This window comes from Streptomyces sp. NPDC006261 (assembly GCF_040613515.1).
In the GTDB taxonomy this organism is placed as follows: domain Bacteria; phylum Actinomycetota; class Actinomycetes; order Streptomycetales; family Streptomycetaceae; genus Streptomyces.
Genome location: NZ_JBEXSI010000023.1, coordinates 24,219 through 41,681, shown reverse-complemented (window position 1 = coordinate 41,681; position 17,463 = coordinate 24,219). Strand labels below are relative to the sequence as shown.

Genomic DNA, 17,463 nt, shown 5'->3' with positions numbered 1-17,463 from the left:
GGCCTTGGTTTCACCGCGGCCGGGCTGTGCCTGCGGGGCGTGGTGCGCCCAGACGCAGCCGGGTGAGGACGGCCGGGCGGGCGAGGCCGGGCATGGTGAGGGCCCACATGGCGCTGACCTGCTGGTGCAGGCCGTCCCGCTCGGCCAGGGCGAGGGAGAGCATCTGTACGCCGCTGTAGCAGCCCACGATGGTCCGGGCGGCCTCTACGGGCTCGACGTGGTCCTGGAGTTCGTCGGCGTCGCGGGCGGATTGCAGGACGGCGGTGACGGCTCCCAGCGGGCCTGCGTAGCTCTCGGCGGTCTGGTAGGGGCCCGGCTCGATACTGAGGCGTACGGCGGCTCGCAGGACGGGGTCCTCCAGGAGGCCGGCGGTGTAATGGTGGCTGATGTCGATCAGGGCCTGGAGCCAGAACTCGGGAACGGGGCCCGATGCTGTCTGCTCGGCGACCTGCTGGAAGTAGGTGTGCTGGTGGGCCAGGATCGCGTCGCCCAGCTGTTCCTTGGACTCGAAGTGGTGGTAGAAGCCGCCGCGCGAGACCTTGGCGAGGCGCTGGATCTCCGGTGTCGTCGCGCCTGCGTAGCCGTCCCGGTCGATGACCATGCCGGCTGCCTCAATGATCCGCTGAACGGTCTGCTCCCCGCGGTCCTGCATCGTCACGCCTCCCTGAGCCCCTACCGACGCTACCCGGAGCCTGGGCGACACGCTCCCGCTGCGGGGCCGGGTGCCGGACATCGGCGTGCTCCACGTGCCGTGCGGGTTCGGTGCCCCTTCCTGATGGAGCACCACCAGACGGGCCGGTTCGCTGTTGCGCGATCCCGTCTCGCGGGGGCGGGTCGTGGAGAGCTCGTACAGATTCCCCGCACGGGTCTAGGCCCGCGCTCCTCTCTTGCTATACCTTGCGTCTAATAAGCTTGCTAGACGCCACGTCTAACAAGCGGGGCGGTGCTCGGCCGCCATCTACCTCGTCGGGCGGGAACCGATGGGGGACGGGGCGGACGGCGCCGGGCCGATCTCTCGAGTCAAGGAGCCGCACCATGTCAAGCAGCACCGTTCGGCCGGAGGACCAGGACCGGCTCGCCGAGCAGGACGTCGCCCGACGACTGCTCGACTCGGCCGCCAAACTGTCGTACGACCCGGCCACCCAGGTGGACTGGGAGACCCCGCTCGACCCGGACCACCACGGCGCGAGCCCCGAGTGGTCCACGCTCTACGGCACCGCGTACTGGAACGAGCTGACCGACGCCCAGCGCAAGGCGCTCACCCGCCAGGAGGCGGCGTCCGTCGCCAGCACGGGCATCTGGTTCGAGATGATCCTCCAGCAGATGGTGCTCCGCGACATGTATGCCAAGGACCCGACCGACCCCCGGTTCCAGTGGGCGCTCACCGAGGTCGCCGACGAGTGCCGCCACTCGATCATGTTCGCCCGAGGTGCGGCGAAGCTGGGCGCACCGGCCTACCGGCCGAGCCGCCCCGTGGTGGAGTTGGGACGCGCCTTCAAGACCCTGGCCTTCGGCGAGGCGGCCTACGCGGCGATACTCGTGGCCGAGGAGGTCCTCGATGTGATGCAGCGTGACTGGATGCGGGACGAGCGGGTCGCGCCCTTCGTCCGCACCATCAACAACATCCATGTCGTGGAAGAGTCGCGGCACATGAAGTTCGCCCGTGACGAGACCCGCAAACGGCTGCGGGGCGCCGGCGCGGTACGGCGGCAGCTCAACGCGATCGTGGTGGCGATCGCCTCGTACTACATCGTCACCAGCATGGTGAACCGCGACGTCTACGCCAACGCCGGCCTGGACTCCCGGCGGGCCCGTGCCGAGGCGAAGGTCAACGAGCACCACAAGTCGCTGATGCGCTCCAGCTGTTCGGGACTGATGGAGTTCCTGGCCTCCGCCCGGCTGCTGACGAAGCCGGCGCTGTTCTTCTACAAGCGCGCCTCGCTGATCTGATCCGGGCCCGGCGCCCCGCCGGTGACCCGAGCGGACGGCCCGCGCCGGAGACCGCGGATGATCCACGCCGTCGATCCCCGACCACGACCTGAGACGACGAGATGACCTACGCCATCACCCAGACCTGCTGCTCCGACGCCACCTGCGTCGCCGTCTGCCCCGTCAACTGCATCCATCCGACCCCCGAGGAGCGGGAGTTCGGCAGCACGGAGATGCTCTACGTCGACCCGGAGACCTGCATCGACTGCGGGGCCTGTGCCGACGCCTGCCCGGTCGACGCGATCTTCCCGGTGGACAGCCTCTTCGGGGCGCAGAAGGAGTACGCCGCCATCAACGCGGCCTACTTCGCCGACCGGGAGCCCGAACCCGCCCCCGCAGGGCCGAACTTCCACGTCTGGGGCGAGCCCGCCTTCGAGCGCAGTCTGCCCGCCGACTTCGCCCCGATCCGGGTGGCGGTCGTCGGCACCGGTCCGGCCGGCATGTACGCCGCCGAGGACCTGCTCCTGCACACCGACGCCGAGGTGACCCTGGTCGACCGGCTGCCGGTGGCGGGCGGGCTCGTCCGTTACGGCGTGGCGCCCGACCACCCGGCGACGAAGAAGGTCGGCGAGACCTTCGCCCGGTTCCACTCCCACCCCCGGGTCCGGATGCACCTCGGCGTCGAGGTCGGCAAGGACATCACGGCCCAGGAGCTCGCCGCCCACCACGACGCGGTGATCTACGCGGTCGGAGCCTCCACCGACCGCAGGCTCGGTATCCCGGGGGAGGACCTGCCCGGCAGCACCTCGGCCACCTCTTTCGTGTCGTGGTACAACTCCCACCCGGAGGTGGCCCCCGAGTCCGTGCGCCTGAGGGCGGAACGCGCGGTCGTCGTCGGCAACGGCAACGTCGCCCTCGACGTGGCGCGCATCCTCGTCGCGGACCCGGACGCGCTGGCCGCCACCGACATCGCCGACCACGCGCTCGCGGCGCTGCGGGGATCGGAGGTCCGCGAGGTGGTCCTGCTGGGGCGGCGCGGCCCCGAGGACGCGGCGTGCACCGCCTCCGAACTTCTCGCCCTGAAGCACCTTCCGGGTGTCGGCCTGGTCGTCGACGACCACGACCCCAGGGCCGGGGCCTCGATCGACGGGGCGGCCCCGGGAGGGAAGGCGGCGCTGCTGCGGGACGTTGAGCGCCGGAAGGTGGACTGGTCGCGGCCGCCGGAACCGGGACGGCGCATCGTCTTCCGCTTCCACTCCGCCCCGGTGGAGGCGCTAGGCGAGGACCGCGTCACGGCCGTGCGTGTGACGTCGGGGCCGGGTGAGCGGGACATCGCGGCGGGCCTCCTGCTGCGGGCGGTCGGTTACCGGGGCGTGGCCGTGCCGGGCCTGCCCTTCGACGAGGCGTCCGGGACCGTACCGCACGAGGGGGGCCGGGTGAGCGGCATGGCCGGGACGTACGTCGTCGGCTGGATCAAGCGCGGCCCTTCGGGCGGCATCGGTGCCAACCGGACCTGCGCGGCCGAGACCGTCGGAACTCTGCTGGCCGACGCGGTGACGGGAGCCCTGCCCTCCCCGGCCCGCCCTTCCACGGCGTTCCGCCGCCTCGTCCGCAGCCGTGGCCGTGACGTCGTCGACGCCCGGGGCCTGGCCGCCATCGACCGGGTGGAGACGGCCCGCGGCCGCGAGCAGGGCCGCCCGCGCGTCAAGCTCGGCACGGTTCCCGCCCTGGTCGCGGCGGCGAAAGGCCGCCGCCGCTGGAAGACGCCGAGTTGATCCCGCCGTGAGCAGAGCCGAGGCCCCACCGGCAGATGAACCGGTGGGGCCTCAGCGATTTGTGCAGACAGGAGGGGAGCGCCTGCATGAACTCGGGTCGGAGGGTCTCGTACCCGCTGGGCGCCGGATTGCACCTGGGAGTCTCTGCGGGGCGCGGCACAGGGTCCGGCGCCCGGGGGCGCGGTGCGCGCTGACAGTCGGCGGGGCGGCGTGGTCAGCGGCTTCCGGGAATTCCGTCGGCCGCTGTCAGCTCGGCCAGTTTCTGGAATTCTCCGAGATCGTAGTTGGCGAGCACGGAATCGAGATTGGTGAGAGCGCCGAGACGTTCCACGAATCCCTGGGGGTCGTATTCGATCTGCAGCGCGACCCGGCTGGAGCGGTCGTCGAGCCGGTGGAACGTGACCACCCCGGCGTGGTGGACCCCTTCGGTCGTCCTCCAGGCGATGCGGTCCTCGGTCACGACCTCCGTCAGCTCCGCGACGAACCCCTTCTCCGCCCCGGGCAGTGACAGCTGCCAGGCGAAACGCCGCTCGTCCAGCGGGTCGACCCGCTGCACGTGGCTCAGGAACCTCGGCCATTGGGTGACATCGCTCCACAGCGCCCACGTGACGGCGACGGGGGCCTCGATGTCGACGGTCTCGACGATGGAGGAGGACATGCAGACCACCTTCCTTTCCCTCGGGTACGGCTTGGGCGCTCTGGTACCCGCATCCTGTGGACCCACGCGAAGCCGACCGACGAGAACCGACGGAAAACCTTTATGAGGCGCATACTCGGAGGTAGTCGGCATTGTTTGGAGGGCTCCATGATTGTCCTCGGTGTCATTCTTCTGGTGATCGGTCTGATCGCCGGCATCTCCATCCTCTGGACCATCGGGATCATTCTCGTGGCCATCGGTCTGGCGCTCTGGGTCCTGGGAGCGATGGGCCGCGCGGTGGGCGGAAGGCGCCACTACTGGTAGCCCGCCGGGCGAGGAGCACGCGCATCCGCACGATCGTCGCCCCCCGTTCCCGTACGGGAACGGGGGGCGACGGCGCGTTGTCAGTGCCCCCTCCTACGGTGTGAGCAGTGAGACCCGCCGGAACGGCCGCGGGTCCGCCCTGGGGAGGGATCCGCCATGTCTGCCGCGTCCACCGTGCCGACGACGACGTATCTGGAGCTGTCACAGGAAGGCGCCGGTGCGCACAAGTTCTACGAGGTGACCGTCGACGACCTCGTGGTGACGGTGCGCTACGGGCGGATCGGTGCCGCCGGGCAGGTCCAGACATCGACGTTCGCGACGGCCGCCAAGGCGCAGGCCGCCGCCGCGAAGAAGGTGGGGGAGAAGGTCCGCAAGGGCTACGCCCCGGCCGTCCCCGGGCAACGCGCGCCACGGGCCGTGACCCGCCGCCAGGTGACATCGGCTCCCTCCACCGCGCGCGCGGTGGCCCCCGTGCTGTGGCGCTTCCGCACCGGCTCCTCCGCGTTCGGCATCCACGTCGACGACGAGCGGTGCTGGGTCGGCAACCAGGCGGGCGATGTCTACACCCTGGACCACGAGGGCGGCGTCCTCGCCCGCTTCAGCCTCCCCGACGGCGTGAAGTGCCTGGTGGCCGACGACTTCTGGATCTACGCGGGCTGCGACGACGGCCGGGTCTACGACCTCTCCTCCAAGCTGCCGTTCGCGGCGTACGACATCGCGGCGGACGTCGACATCTTCTGGCTGGACATCCACGAGGGCCTGCTGAACGTCTCGGACCGCGCCGGCCGGCTGACCGTCATCGACCACGAGGACGAGCACCAGTGGGCGCGCCGCAGCCAGGGCGAGCACGCCTGGATGGTCCGCGCCGACGACCGGGCGGTCTACCACGGCCACCACCGAGGCGTCACCGCCCATGCCCCGGACGGCGGCGGCGAGTTGTGGCACACGCCCACCCGCGGCGGCGTCCTGTTCGGCTGGCAGGAGGACGACGCCGTCTACGCGGGGACGGCGCACCGGGTGGTCCAGCGGCTGGCGAAGGCGACCGGCGCGATCGAGGCGACGTACGCCTGCGACAGCGCGGTCTACTCGTGCGCCACCTCGCCCGGCGGGCGGTTCGTCTTCGCGGGCGACGCCTCGTCCTCCGTGTACTGCTTCGACCAGGACGGTACGCGCCTGTGGAAGCTCGGTACGGGCGGCGGGTCGGCGCTGTCCATGCAGTACCGCGACGGGCGGCTCTACCTGGTGACGACCGACGGTTCGCTGGTCTGCGTGGACGCGAGCGAGGCGGCCATCTCCGCAGCCCAGCAGGGCACGGTGCCCGCTCCCCGTGACGTGAAGCTCGCCGCGGCGCTGCCGACCTACGCGCCCGCCACGGCCGCGGCCGCGGTCACCACCGTGGCCCACGCCCCCTCCGGGTCGGTCGTCGTGGAGTGCGTCCAGGACACCGGCGGCCGCGTCCGCGTCCATGTGGTCTCCGGGGGCTACGACACCTCCTGGAACGTCCAGTTCCCCCGCGCGATACGGCAGCCCGGCGCGCGGTACGTCGTGGACGCCCTGCACGCGGCGGCCGGCGGCTTCTACCGGGTCCGGGGTGACATCCGACGGCTGCAGTGAGCGAGGCCGACGGTGGGCCGGCCCGGCCGGCCCACCGCCCGGGGGCGCGTCCTGACGGAGAGTGCTTCGATCGCCCGATGGGAGCGCTTCCATTTCGCCAAAGTCCCCTCAGTGCAAGGTGATTGAGTCGGACCGCTTGACATGTACCGGCGGCCACGCCACCTTGGGAGCGCTCCCACAGTTCATTCCGCACCACCTCGCACGCCTTACCTCCTGAGCACCATGTACGCCCTGAGCCCGTCCGCCACGTCAGGCCGTGGCGGACGTACGAGAGGAGCACGGAGCCGCAATGAGAAGCAGAGGCACCACCCCGCACGCATCGCGCAGACGAGCGGTCGCCGCACTGTCCGCCCTGATCATGGGCGCGTCCCTCGCGATCGCCTTACCCGGCCAGGCGTCGGCCGCCGCCCGCGTCGACAACCCCTATGCCGGAGCCACCGCCTATGTGAACCCCGACTGGTCCGCCAAGGCGGCCGCCGAACCGGGCGGCGGCGCCATCGCGGACGAGCCGTCGTTCGTCTGGATGGACCGCATCGCCGCGATCGGCGGCACCCCCGGCGCGCGAGGCCTGCGCGCACACCTCGACACGGCGGTGAGCCAGGGAGCCGACCTCTTCCAGGTCGTCATCTACAACCTCCCCGGCCGGGACTGCGCCGCACTCGCCTCCAACGGCGAACTCGGCCCCACCGAGCTCGGCCGCTACAAGAACGACTACATCGACCCGATCGCCTCCATCCTCGGCGACCCCGCCTACGCGAGCCTGCGCATCGTCACCCTCATCGAACCCGACTCGCTGCCCAACCTGGTCACCAACGCGGGCGGCACCGCCGGGTCGACGCCCGAGTGCGCCACGATGAAGGCGAACGGGAACTACGAGAAGGGCATCGGGTACGCCCTCCACACGCTCGGTGCCCTCCCCAACGTCTACAACTACGTCGACGCGGCCCACCACGGCTGGCTCGGCTGGGACTCCAACTTCGTCCCCGCGGCCGAGCAGTTCAAGAAGGCCGCCACGGTCGAAGGCGCCTCCGTCGCCGACGTCCACGGCTTCATCGTGAACACGGCGAACTACTCGGCCCTCAAGGAACCCCACTTCAAGGTGACGGACTCCGTGAACGGGACCACGGTGCGCCAGTCCTCCTGGGTCGACTGGAACTACTACGTGGACGAGCTCTCGTTCGCCCAGGCCCTGCGCACCGAGTTGGTACGCCAAGGCTTCGCCCCCGGCATCGGCATGCTCATCGACACCGCCCGCAACGGCTGGGGCGGCCCCTCCCGGCCCACCGGCCCCGGCCCCCTGACCGGCGTCGACGCCTACGTCGACGGCGGCCGTACCGACCGCCGCATCCACGCGGGCAACTGGTGCAACCAGAGCGGCGCGGGCGTCGGCGAGCGCCCGACCACCGCCCCCGAGCCGGGGATCGACGCCTACGTCTGGGCCAAGCCCCCGGGCGAGTCCGACGGCAGCAGCAAGCCCGTCGACAACGACGAGGGCAAGGGCTTCGACCGGATGTGCGACCCCACCTACACCGGCAACGGCCGCAACGGCTTCAACCTCACGGGCGCCCTGCCCGACTCCCCGGTCGCCGGGCACTGGTTCTCCAGCCAGTTCCAGGAGCTCCTCCGCAACGCCAACCCGCCGCTAGGCGGCGGCAACGGCGGCGAGGAAGACACCCAGGCGCCGACCGCGCCCACGGCTCTGCGGACCACGGCCAAGTCCAGCAGCAGCGTCACCCTGGCCTGGACGGCGTCCACGGACAACAGGGCGGTCACCGGGTACGACGTCCTGCGCGGCGGCGCGCTCGTGGGCTCCACCGCCTCGACGGCCTTCACCGACACGGGCCTCAGCGCGTCGACCGCCTACAGCTACACGGTCCGGGCCAAGGACGCGGCGGGCAACGTATCGGCGGCGTCGGCAGCCCTGCCTGTCACCACCGAGGCGGGCGGTGGCACCGGAACGGGTGCCCTCAAGGTCCAGTACCGCAACACCGACGCGTCCCCGACCGACAATCAGATCCGGATGTCCCTTCAGGTGGTCAACACCGGGACGACCGCGGTGGACCTGTCCACGGTGACGGCCCGCTACTGGTTCACCCCCGAGGCCGGCGCGAGCACCTTCTCCACCTCCTGCGACTGGGCGGTGCTGGGCTGCGGCAACGTGACCCACGGCGTACGAGCGGCGAGCGCGCCGGCTCCCGGCGCGAGCCACTACCTGGAGGCCGGCTTCGGCAGCGGCACCCTGGCGGCGGGCGCCTCGACCGGCGAGATCCAGCTGCGCGTCAACAAGAGCGACTGGTCGTCCTTCCAGGAGGCCGACGACTACAGCCGCGCCACCAACACCGGTTACGCCGACGCCCCCAGGATCGGCGTCTACGTCGGCTCCACCCTCGCCTGGGGAACCGCCCCCTGACCTCAGCCGTCGACTGCTCCCTCCGCCCCTCTCCCGCCGCACGGTGGGGGAGGGGCAGCCGGTTTGTTCCTCACCGTCGAGTCGCCACCAGCGACGAGGTGCCCGAGGCCGGCGGCCACACCCTGTGGGCCGATCTCCAGGCCGCGCAGCCGATCTGTCGGAGCCCTTCGGAGTGCCGATCGAGTCGGTGAGCGCCGCCTACGGCATCGACCCGCGGAACTACGCCCAGGGGAAGAAGCGGGCCGCCGTCGGGGAGACCGCCCGTGGACGACGGCGACGGCGCACGCGAGTACCACGAGGTGATCGGTGCGGAGCGTCCGCAGGCCGAGGCCGGATCCGCTTCCGCTTCCTCCTGATGTCGTGCGCGACAGCTCCCCGTGCGCACCATTGCGAGGCGCCGTTCGGGTGAGCGGGTCGCCCGCCGGGAATACCGGGCCCGAATGACGGTTGATCACCCCATGACTTCCTTGACGCACGAGGCATTCGGACGGGTCGGCATCTGGAGCGGTGCCCTGCACGGGTCGCGGACGGACGACGCGGGAGGGGAGGCGATCGCGGAAGCGGTCGCCGAGCTCGAAGCGCTGGGGTACGGCACCCTCTGGATCGGCGGCAGCCCCTCACCCGACGACGCCGCGGCCGTTGTCGCCGCCACCCGTACGGTGACGGTGGCCACCGGCATCCTGAACATCTGGAGCCACACCGCCGACGAGGTGGCCGCCCGGATCGCCGCCGTCGAAGAGGCCGCACGCGGGCGCTTCGTCCTCGGCCTCGGCGTCAGCCACGGCCCGATGGTGCCGCAGTACGCCAAGCCGTACAGCGCGATGGTCGCCTACCTCGACGCGCTGGACGCGGCGACCCCGTCCGTGGAGCCCGGTGAGCGGGTCCTGGCGGCGCTCGGCCCCAAGATGCTGCGGCTCGCGGCGGACCGGGCGCTGGGCGCACACCCGTATCTGGTCACCACCGAGCACACGGCGGAGGCCCGCGAGGCGCTCGGCCCCGACGCCCTGCTCGCCCCTGAGCTGACGGTCGTGCTCGACACCGACCCCGACCGGGCCCGCACCACCGCACGGAACATGCTGGAGATGTACCTCCGGCTCCCCAACTACACCGCCAACCTGCTGCGGCTGGGCTTCGCGGAGAGCGACTTCGAGGACGGTGGCAGCGTCCGTCTCCTGGACGCCCTCTTCGCTCTGGGCGACGCCGAGCACGTGAAGTCCCGGACCCGCGAGTACCTCGACGCGGGCGCCGACCACGTGGCGCTCCAGGTGCTCACGGCCGACGAGGGCGGCGCCGGACTGCCCCGGGCCCAGTGGCGGGAGCTGGCGGACGCGTTCGGGGACGAGCTGTAGGGAGGTGGCGGGAATAGGGCGATCGGCGGCCTTGTTCAAGCTGGGTCCCCCCACGCAGCCACCGCTGGGAGCATCGTGCCCGAGACCGCGCCCGTCACCTCCACCGTCCGTCCGGAGCTGCCGGACCTGCCCGCGCAGGCCGAGCGGCTGATCGAGCTGGGGATCCATCGGCTCGCCGGACTGACCGCGACCGAGCTGCGCTCCTTCGCCGGGGCCGCCGGGGCCGCCGAGGGCGGCGAGCGCACCCTGCTCGCCGTCCACCCCGGCAGGGCCCCCGCGTCCGTCCTCGCACCGCTGCTCCGGCGCGAGGACAAGCCGGGCTTCGTCGTCACCGACATGCCCGATGTCGACCTCTTCACCCCGATCGATGGGCTCGGCCTGCCTGAAGCGCCGCTCTATGTGGTCACCGGCGTCGACCGCGGCGACCAGATGGCCAACTGGAGTCCGAACGAGGCGCTGCCCGCCCTCGCCGAACAGGGGCGCACCCCACTGGTGCTCTCCGAGGGCATCCACTGGGTGCTGCAGCAGCCTGCAGCACTGGAGCGGAACCACTGCTTCATGACCATCGGCTCCCGCCTCCGCAAGGCCAACGGCGCCCTGGACGCCCGTACCCCGGCGATCTGGATCAGCAACGGCACCGGACGGGACGGCGCCGAGCGGCGCAACGCCCCCAAGGTCGGATGGTGCTGGGCGGGCAACCGGCACACCTGGCTGGGCTTCGCCTCCGCGACGGACCGTCGGCTCTAGCGGGCCGTGGTGAGCCGCCCCCACGAGGGGTGGCTCCCTCCGGCACGGGGAGCGCTGTCGTCGGGTACGAGTGCCGGACGACAGCGCGGCCTCACGGTTGTATCCGCAATATCAGTTGGCTGATAATGATCGGTGCATAAGTGTGGTCGGCCGGGGGCCGACGCGAGCCGGCCGAGCCCCGCACCGCCGTCTCAGGTGGCAGTGGGGACTGCGTCACGTCGGAAGCGTGCCGGCCGGGTGCCAGGCTGCTACCGGGGCCTCTGTACGAAGAACTCGTTGCCGTCGGGGTCGAACATCAGCATGCGGCCCCCCTCGACGTCCCCCTTTCCCGTCTCGGAGCGTGTCGCGCCGAGCGAGATGAGGCGTCCTGCCTCCGCCTGCCAGTCGGCCCCGGAGGGAAGCGCCAGTTCGAATGAGAGCCTGTTCGTGCCCGTCTTCGGCGCCACCGGTGGACCACCCCAGGTGATCTTCGTCCCGCCGTCCGGCGATTGGATCGCGGTTTCCTCGTCCTGGTCCCAGACCAGCGGCCATCGCAGCGCCTCGCTCCAGAAGTACCCAACCTCCTGCGTACCGTCGCAGGCCAGCGCTCCGATGAAGCCGGTGTCGGCGAGGAACTTGTTGCCCGGCTCGATGACACAGAACTCGTTGCCGTCCGGATCGGCGAGCACCACATGCCCCTCTTCCGGCAGCTGACCCACGTGGATGTGCCGCCCGCCGTACGCCAGCGCCCTGGTGACCGTCCGCCGCTGATCCTCCGGGGTGGCACTCGTCAGATCGAAGTGCGCCCGGTTCTGGCCGGTCTTCGGCTCCTGCCCGGGCAGGAAACGGATACGGAATCCGGAGGTGCCAGAGAGCAGGATCGCGAAGTCCTCGCCCGGACCCTCGGTGATCTCCCAGCCCAGGACCCCGGACCAGAAGCGGGCCAGGTCCGACGGACGGGTCGCCCGGAAACAGATCGCGAACAGTTGACTGGTCATACCCCGTGCATCTCCGCTCCACCGACGGCCGGCCCGGCCCCTTGCCACGCGACGCGCAGCCTAGGGGGTGCCGTGCGGCACCCGCACCCGAGTTTCGGCCGCGGGGGAGCCCGGGGACGCCGGACGGCGACGGCGCCAGGCATTGGGTCCGGACCGTCCGAGCCCTGGGGGATAGCGGCGGGCTCACACCTACCGGCCGAATCAGGTGGTACTGCCCCCCGAGGCCCGACCGCGTCGGTCCCGTCCTTCAGCGTCTCGATCCGCCGGATGCCCAGGCGCACCGGGGCGTAGAACTTCAGCGCCCGGCCACCGGTCGTGGTCTCCGGCGAACCGGACATCACACCGATCCTCTCGCGGAGCTGGTTGACGCAGATCGCCGTCGTCCTCCTCCGGTTGAGGGCGCTGGTGGTCTTACGAAGGGCCTGGCTCCTCGGACGGGCGGAGACCCATGGGGGAGTCAGGGAAGCTGGACGGAGCGCACACGGAACGGCTCCGGACGCGGATCCCTTTTCGGACTTGGCCTGCGTGGCGCCTCATCGCCCCCGCCTGGGTCGTCGCCACCGGTCTCCCCGACAACCTGGCTGCGGCGGGTAGCCGGCCTGGGCTCAGGGGAGATTGACGAGACGGAGGTAGCGCTCCCAGTCCCAGAGGGCACCGGGGTCGGTGTGATCGCTGCCCGGCACTTCGTGGTGGCCGATGACGTGCGCCCGGTCCTTGGGCAGGCCGTGCCGCTCACAGATCTCCGCGGTAAGGAGTGCCGAGCGCCGGTACATCACGTCGGTGAAGAACTCCGGCCGGTCCACCCACCCCTCGTGCTCGATGCCGATGCTGCGGGTGTTGACGTCCCAGTTGCCCGCGTGCCAGGCGATGTCGCTCTCCCGTACGCACTGCGCGACATGACCGTCGCCGGAGCGCACCACGTAGTGCGCGGAGACCTGCTTGGCCGGATCGCGGAAGATGCCGATTGTGGGGGTGAACAACTGCTGGGCCACATGGATGATGACGCGGTCGACCCGGCGTTCGGAAGGGTGCGTCGGGACCGTGTAGTTCGCCGCGTGGGCCGGTGCCCAGAGAGCCGCAGGGTGGTCCGCGACGGCGGTCGAAGGCGTCACGGCCCGTGCCGACGCAGGAACGAGCGCCGCCGCCGCGGTGACGGCGGCCCCCTGAAGGAGCCTTCTGCGGTGCATCGCACTCCTATGGGGGCCGGGGTCGCTGTAAGGGCGACGCGTAAGGGAAAGCTGTAGAGGCGACGCGTGAGGGACGGAGGAGGCCGAAGCCGTCTCCCGCTGATGACGTACGGAAGAGCGCTCCGGTTCCCCACACCGGTCGCCGGACCTCAGCCTTCGTCCACGCCCCCGGCCGACGCCCCCGCCAGCGCACTCGCCGGGTCGTCGTCCGCAGGCCCCGCAGGCACCCAACGGCCGCGCTCCTTGCGGTACGGCCACCACCGGCCGTCGCGGTCGTAACGGAGCTGGACGTCGTCGCCCGCCACCGTCCAGCGGGCCCGCGTCGCCCGCAACTGCGGCCGCTCACCCTGCTCCCAAGCTGCCGCGAGCCGCGCGCGAGCCCGGGCGAGGGCGTCCGCGTCCGGGTCCCACTCCTCGTCGAGCACCGCCAGGGCGGCGGCCCCTCCGTAGCGCCAGGCGCTCACCGCAGCCTTCAGCTCGGCGTGCGGCCGGCCGGTCCCCTCGGCCAGCCGCTTCGCGATCCACGGCTCGGGGCGGGCATCGGCGGCCAGCCGTACCGCGTCCTGCTCCGGCGTCAGCTCCGCCGGAACCGGCTGCCGTTCGTGCCCCGGAGCCAGCGCCTCCAGCAACATCCGGTGGGCCCGTACGGCGCTGTCGGCGGCCAGGACCTCCAGCGCCGCCGGGTCGAGGCCGGACGGCGGGAGCGCCTCCGTGTCCAGCGACGGCGGCAGTCCCGGCTCCTCGGGCACCGGCGGCGGCACGGGGAGCGGCGGGAGGATGGAGGCCGCGGCGAACGCCTCGTCGGCCGGGACGCCGTACGCCTTCCGGACCGCGCCCTCCGGCACACCGCGCATCGCACGGGCGGTGCTGCGGACCTGGAGCTCGTCCAGCAGCCGCCGCTCCCCGCGCCCCCGCAGCAGCAGAAGGACGAACGGGTCCTCGTCCAGCAGCCGCGCCACCTGGTAGCAGAGGGCACCCGAGTGCGGGCAGTGGTCCCAAGTGCCGCAGGTGCACTCCGGCTCCAGGTCGCCGATGCCGGGCAGCAGGTCCACCCCGGCACCCGCCGCGTCCTCCACCAGATGCGGGGGCATCTCCCGGTCGAGCAGCGCGGCGATGTGCCCGGCCCGGTCCACCGCCATGTCCAGGAAGCGGTCCCACGCCTCGTCGCTCAGCTCCTGGAGCAGCACATCGCTCCGGTGGCCCGTGCCGTCCCGGTCCCGTACGACGGCCGTGATCCGGCCGGGGCGTACGGAGACCGCCCCCACGCCGCCCTCCCTGGCCAGTCGGCGTCCCTTCGTGAGCTGCTGACCGTCCAGGGCGGTGTCCTCCAGCGCCTTGAGCCATGCCCGGCCCCACCAGGACGTGGCGAAACCCCTGCCCGGCGGGGGAGGCAGCGGCGCGAACGTACGCTCCGCCCCACTGCCGGAATCCACCGCGTCCGTCCCGTACCCGTCGTCGTCGCTCATCGTGCGCCCCCTCGCAGCTCGACCAGATCGGCCAGTTCCGCATCCGTCAGTTCGGTCAGCGCCGCCTCCCCGGAACCGAGCACCGCGTCCGCGAGCCCCTGCTTGCGGGCGAGCATCTCCGCGATCCGGTCCTCGATCGTGCCCTCGGCGATCAGCCGGTGCACCTGGACGGGCTGCGTCTGCCCGATCCGGTACGCCCGGTCCGTCGCCTGCGCTTCGACCGCCGGATTCCACCAGCGGTCGAAGTGCACGACATGACCGGCCCGGGTGAGGTTGAGCCCGGTTCCCGCCGCCTTGAGGGACAGCAGGAATACCGGAGCCTCGCCCGACTGGAAGCGGCTCACCATCTCCTCGCGCCGCGCCACCGGCGTACCGCCGTGCAGGAACTGCGTACGCACCCCCCGCCCGGCCAGGTGCTCCTCCAGCAGCCGCGCCATCTGTACGTACTGCGTGAACACGAGTACGGAACCCTGTTCGGCCAGGATCGTGTCCAGGAGTTCGTCCAGCAGCTCGAGTTTCCCCGACCGGTCCGCGATCCGCGGCCGGTCCTCCTTCAGGTACTGCGCCGGGTGATTGCAGATCTGCTTCAGCGCCGTCAGCAGCTTCACCACGAGCCCCCGCCGCTCGAACCCGTCCGCCCCGGAGATCTCGGCTAGGGTCTCGCGGACCACCGCCTCGTACAGCCCGGCCTGTTCGGCCGTCAGCGACACCGCCCGATCGGTCTCCGTCTTCGGAGGCAGCTCCGGCGCGATCCCCGGGTCGGACTTGCGGCGGCGCAGCAGGAACGGGCGCACCAGGGCCGCGAGCCGCTCGGCGGCCCCCGGGTCCGTGCCGCCCTCGACGGCGGCGGCGTACCGGGTACGGAAGGCTCCGAGCCGGCCCAGCAGCCCGGGCGTCGTCCAGTCCAGGATCGCCCAGAGTTCGGAGAGGTTGTTCTCCACCGGGGTACCGGTGAGGGCGACGCGGGCCCGGGAGCCGATGGTGCGCAGCTGCTTGGCCGTCGCCGAGTGCGGGTTCTTCACGTGCTGCGCCTCGTCCGTGACCACCATGCCCCAGGAGGCGGCCGCCAGCCGGGGCGCGTCCAGACGCATCGTGCCGTACGTCGTCAGGACGAACTCGCCGTCCGCCAGCCCTTCCAGGGAGCGCGACGCGCCGTGGAATCGGCGCACGGGGGTGCCCGGCGCGAACTTCTCGATCTCCCGCTGCCAGTTGCCCATCAGCGACGTCGGACAGACCACCAGCGTCGGCCCGGCCGCGTCCCGGTCGCTCTGGCGATGCAGATGCAGGGCGATGAGCGTGATCGTCTTGCCCAGGCCCATGTCGTCGGCGAGGCAGGCGCCCAGGCCGAGCGAGGTCATGGTGTTCAGCCAGTTCAGACCCCGCAGCTGATAGTCGCGCAGGGTCGCGGTCAGCGCCTCGGGCTGCCCGATCGACTGCGCAGCCGCCGACTCCGGAGCGGCCAGCCGTGCCCGCAACCGCTCCAGCCAGCCTGTCGCGGCCACCTCCACGCGGCGCCCGTCCACCTCGGTGGAGCCGGTCAGTGCCGCGCCCAGCGCGTCGATGGGGGTGAGCTTGCGGTCCTGGGACTCCCGGGCCCGGCGCGCCTCCTCCGGGTCGATGAGGACCCACTGGTCGCGCAGCCGCACGATCGGCCTGCTGGACTCCGCGAGCCGGTCCAGCTCCGCGCGGCTCAGCTGCTGGTCACCCAGGGCGAACCGCCAGTCGAACGCGAGCAGGGCGTCGGCGGACAGGAACGAGGGCGTGTCCGAGACGGCCCGGCCCCGCCGTCCGTCACCCGCGCCTCCATCCCCCTCTCCTCCGTCGCCGTCCTGGTCCGCCGGGCCGATGACGGCTCGTGCGGTCAGCTTCCTCGCCAGCTCCTTGGGCCAGTGCACCCGCACACCCGTGGCGGCCAGGGCGCGCGAGGCGGGCCCCAGCAGCTCGGCGATCTCCTCGTCGGCCGGCTCCACCGAGTCCGGTACGGCGGCGGACAGCAGCGGCGCCAGGGGCGGCCAGGCACGGGCGGCGCGGCGCAGGGCCAGGAGGGCGTCCATCCGGGCCCGTGGCCCGAACGCGGCGGCGCTCCGGGTACCGCCCGCCCAGACCTCGGCCGCGTCGGCGACCAGGGAGGGGTCGCTGACGCTGTGGATCTGCAGTACGGCGCGGAACGCAGGCGCCGCGTCATCATCAACAGGGCCCTCGGTGGCCGGAGAGGTCGCTCCCGTGATCTCGATACGCAACGAGAGCCGTACCCCCGCGTCGTGGCCGGCCGCCACGCCGGCCGCCCACGCCCGTCCCTGGGGCAGGTGCTGCGGTTCCCGGGAGGCGAATGCGGGGCCCGCCGCCGCGAGTCCTGCGGCGGGTGTCCGCGGCAGCCCGTCCGCCACCGCGTCCAGGAACGCCCGCAGCAGCGGCTCCGGTTCGGGCAGCAGCAGCGGCCCGTCCGCCGTGGCGCCGGTCTCCAGCGGGTTCGCGTGGGCGGTGGGAGGCATCGACGCCGCGAGCTCCCGGATCCGCTCCAGGTCTCCGGTGCCCAACGGCCCGACGCGCCAGGCGTCCTGGTCGGTGGGGCTCAGCCCGGGCAGCAGGAGGCCGCGGGCGACGAACTGCAGGCCGAGCAGCGCGGCGGCGCCCCAGAAGGCGGTCGCCGGGGAGGCCTGTCCGGCGGCCCGCGCCCGTGTCAGCACCGGCAGGGCTTCCCCTACGGGAAGGTGCAGAGCAGGTACGGCACGGTGCCGTCGGCCGGCCCCGGCGACGGTGAGCTCCGACAAGAATCCGGGCGCGGTGGGAGGGGTGCTACCGTCCGGGTTCCAGAAGGCGATCAGGCCGGTACGGGACGGATCCGCGGGGATGAATACCGCGGAGGAGCGGGACAGCTCGGAAATCTCGGAAGGCGTTGCCGCAGGGTGCCGGTGCACAGCGATGTCAGATTCCTCAAATTTGACTAGTGGTCGGGGTCGCCGAGGGTACTCCACGCGAAGGCGCGACGTGCGGCTCTCGACTGTGATCCACAGCACTCATTCGCCTTTCCCGTGCGGGTGGTGCAGC

General features: G+C 72.0%; 13 protein-coding genes and 1 pseudogene. 7 read left to right on the top strand and 7 right to left on the bottom strand.

Translation table 11 applies throughout. The annotated features are described in order from the left end of the window. Positions 1 to 10: 10 nt before the first annotated feature. A complete protein-coding gene (locus ABZ154_RS17205; protein WP_356833503.1) occupies positions 11 to 652 on the bottom strand; it encodes a ScbR family autoregulator-binding transcription factor in 642 nt (213 codons plus the stop codon). 383 nt (positions 653 to 1,035) lie between these two features. Here ABZ154_RS17205 and ABZ154_RS17200 point away from each other — a divergent pair, with 383 nt between their 5' ends. Together ABZ154_RS17200 and ABZ154_RS17195 are read left to right on the top strand one after the other, a co-directional pair. Then, entirely contained in the window at positions 1,036 to 1,950 is a 915-nt protein-coding gene (locus ABZ154_RS17200) for a diiron oxygenase (protein WP_356833374.1), read from the top strand. 101 nt (positions 1,951 to 2,051) lie between these two features. Continuing rightward, complete coding sequence (locus ABZ154_RS17195; protein ID WP_356833372.1) at positions 2,052 to 3,704, top strand: FAD-dependent oxidoreductase; 1,653 nt, start codon at positions 2,052 to 2,054, stop codon at positions 3,702 to 3,704. A 214-nt stretch (positions 3,705 to 3,918) separates the two neighbouring features. On the opposite strand, the gene ABZ154_RS17190 is transcribed toward ABZ154_RS17195, so the two are convergent. Beyond that, a complete protein-coding gene (locus ABZ154_RS17190; RefSeq protein WP_356833370.1) occupies positions 3,919 to 4,362 on the bottom strand; it encodes an SRPBCC family protein in 444 nt (147 codons plus the stop codon). Between the two features lie 147 nt (positions 4,363 to 4,509). Between ABZ154_RS17190 and ABZ154_RS17185 the strand changes: the two genes are divergently transcribed. From ABZ154_RS17185 to ABZ154_RS17165, 5 genes are all read left to right on the top strand, one after another. Further along, positions 4,510 to 4,665: a DUF6131 family protein gene (locus ABZ154_RS17185; RefSeq protein ID WP_356833368.1), complete on the top strand. Its 156-nt coding sequence runs from the start codon at positions 4,510 to 4,512 to the stop codon at positions 4,663 to 4,665. Between the two features lie 156 nt (positions 4,666 to 4,821). Then, complete coding sequence (locus ABZ154_RS17180; RefSeq protein WP_356833366.1) at positions 4,822 to 6,279, top strand: WGR domain-containing protein; 1,458 nt, start codon at positions 4,822 to 4,824, stop codon at positions 6,277 to 6,279. 289 nt (positions 6,280 to 6,568) lie between these two features. Continuing rightward, the gene (locus ABZ154_RS17175) at positions 6,569 to 8,689 is read left to right on the top strand and encodes a glycoside hydrolase family 6 protein (RefSeq protein WP_356833364.1); all 2,121 of its coding nucleotides are present in this window, start codon (positions 6,569 to 6,571) and stop codon (positions 8,687 to 8,689) included. 458 nt (positions 8,690 to 9,147) lie between these two features. Continuing rightward, complete coding sequence (locus tag ABZ154_RS17170) at positions 9,148 to 10,038, top strand: LLM class F420-dependent oxidoreductase (protein ID WP_356833361.1); 891 nt, start codon at positions 9,148 to 9,150, stop codon at positions 10,036 to 10,038. 75 nt (positions 10,039 to 10,113) lie between these two features. Next, positions 10,114 to 10,785, top strand: coding sequence for a DUF5701 family protein (locus ABZ154_RS17165; RefSeq protein ID WP_356833359.1), 672 nt, complete (start codon positions 10,114 to 10,116; stop codon positions 10,783 to 10,785). A gap of 248 nt (positions 10,786 to 11,033) precedes the next feature. Here ABZ154_RS17165 and ABZ154_RS17160 read toward each other — a convergent pair whose 3' ends face one another. The 5 genes and pseudogenes from ABZ154_RS17160 to ABZ154_RS17140 all read right to left on the bottom strand — a co-directional run bounded on the left by ABZ154_RS17160 (position 11,034) and on the right by ABZ154_RS17140 (position 17,333). Beyond that, positions 11,034 to 11,762: a VOC family protein gene (locus ABZ154_RS17160; RefSeq protein WP_356833357.1), complete on the bottom strand. Its 729-nt coding sequence runs from the start codon at positions 11,760 to 11,762 to the stop codon at positions 11,034 to 11,036. Between the two features lie 224 nt (positions 11,763 to 11,986). Continuing rightward, positions 11,987 to 12,223 (bottom strand): annotated as a pseudogene (locus ABZ154_RS17155) (DNA recombination/repair protein RecA); the annotation flags it as partial. Between the two features lie 144 nt (positions 12,224 to 12,367). Next, the gene (locus ABZ154_RS17150) at positions 12,368 to 12,949 is read right to left on the bottom strand and encodes an N-acetylmuramoyl-L-alanine amidase (RefSeq protein ID WP_356833355.1); all 582 of its coding nucleotides are present in this window, start codon (positions 12,947 to 12,949) and stop codon (positions 12,368 to 12,370) included. A 149-nt stretch (positions 12,950 to 13,098) separates the two neighbouring features. Next, positions 13,099 to 14,415: an SWF or SNF family helicase gene (locus ABZ154_RS17145; RefSeq protein WP_356833353.1), complete on the bottom strand. Its 1,317-nt coding sequence runs from the start codon at positions 14,413 to 14,415 to the stop codon at positions 13,099 to 13,101. Then, positions 14,412 to 17,333 (bottom strand): DEAD/DEAH box helicase, encoded by a 2,922-nt coding sequence (locus ABZ154_RS17140; RefSeq protein WP_356833350.1) that lies wholly within the window; start codon positions 17,331 to 17,333, stop codon positions 14,412 to 14,414. Before ABZ154_RS17140 ends, ABZ154_RS17145 begins: the two co-directional genes overlap by 4 nt. Positions 17,334 to 17,463 lie beyond the last annotated feature (130 nt).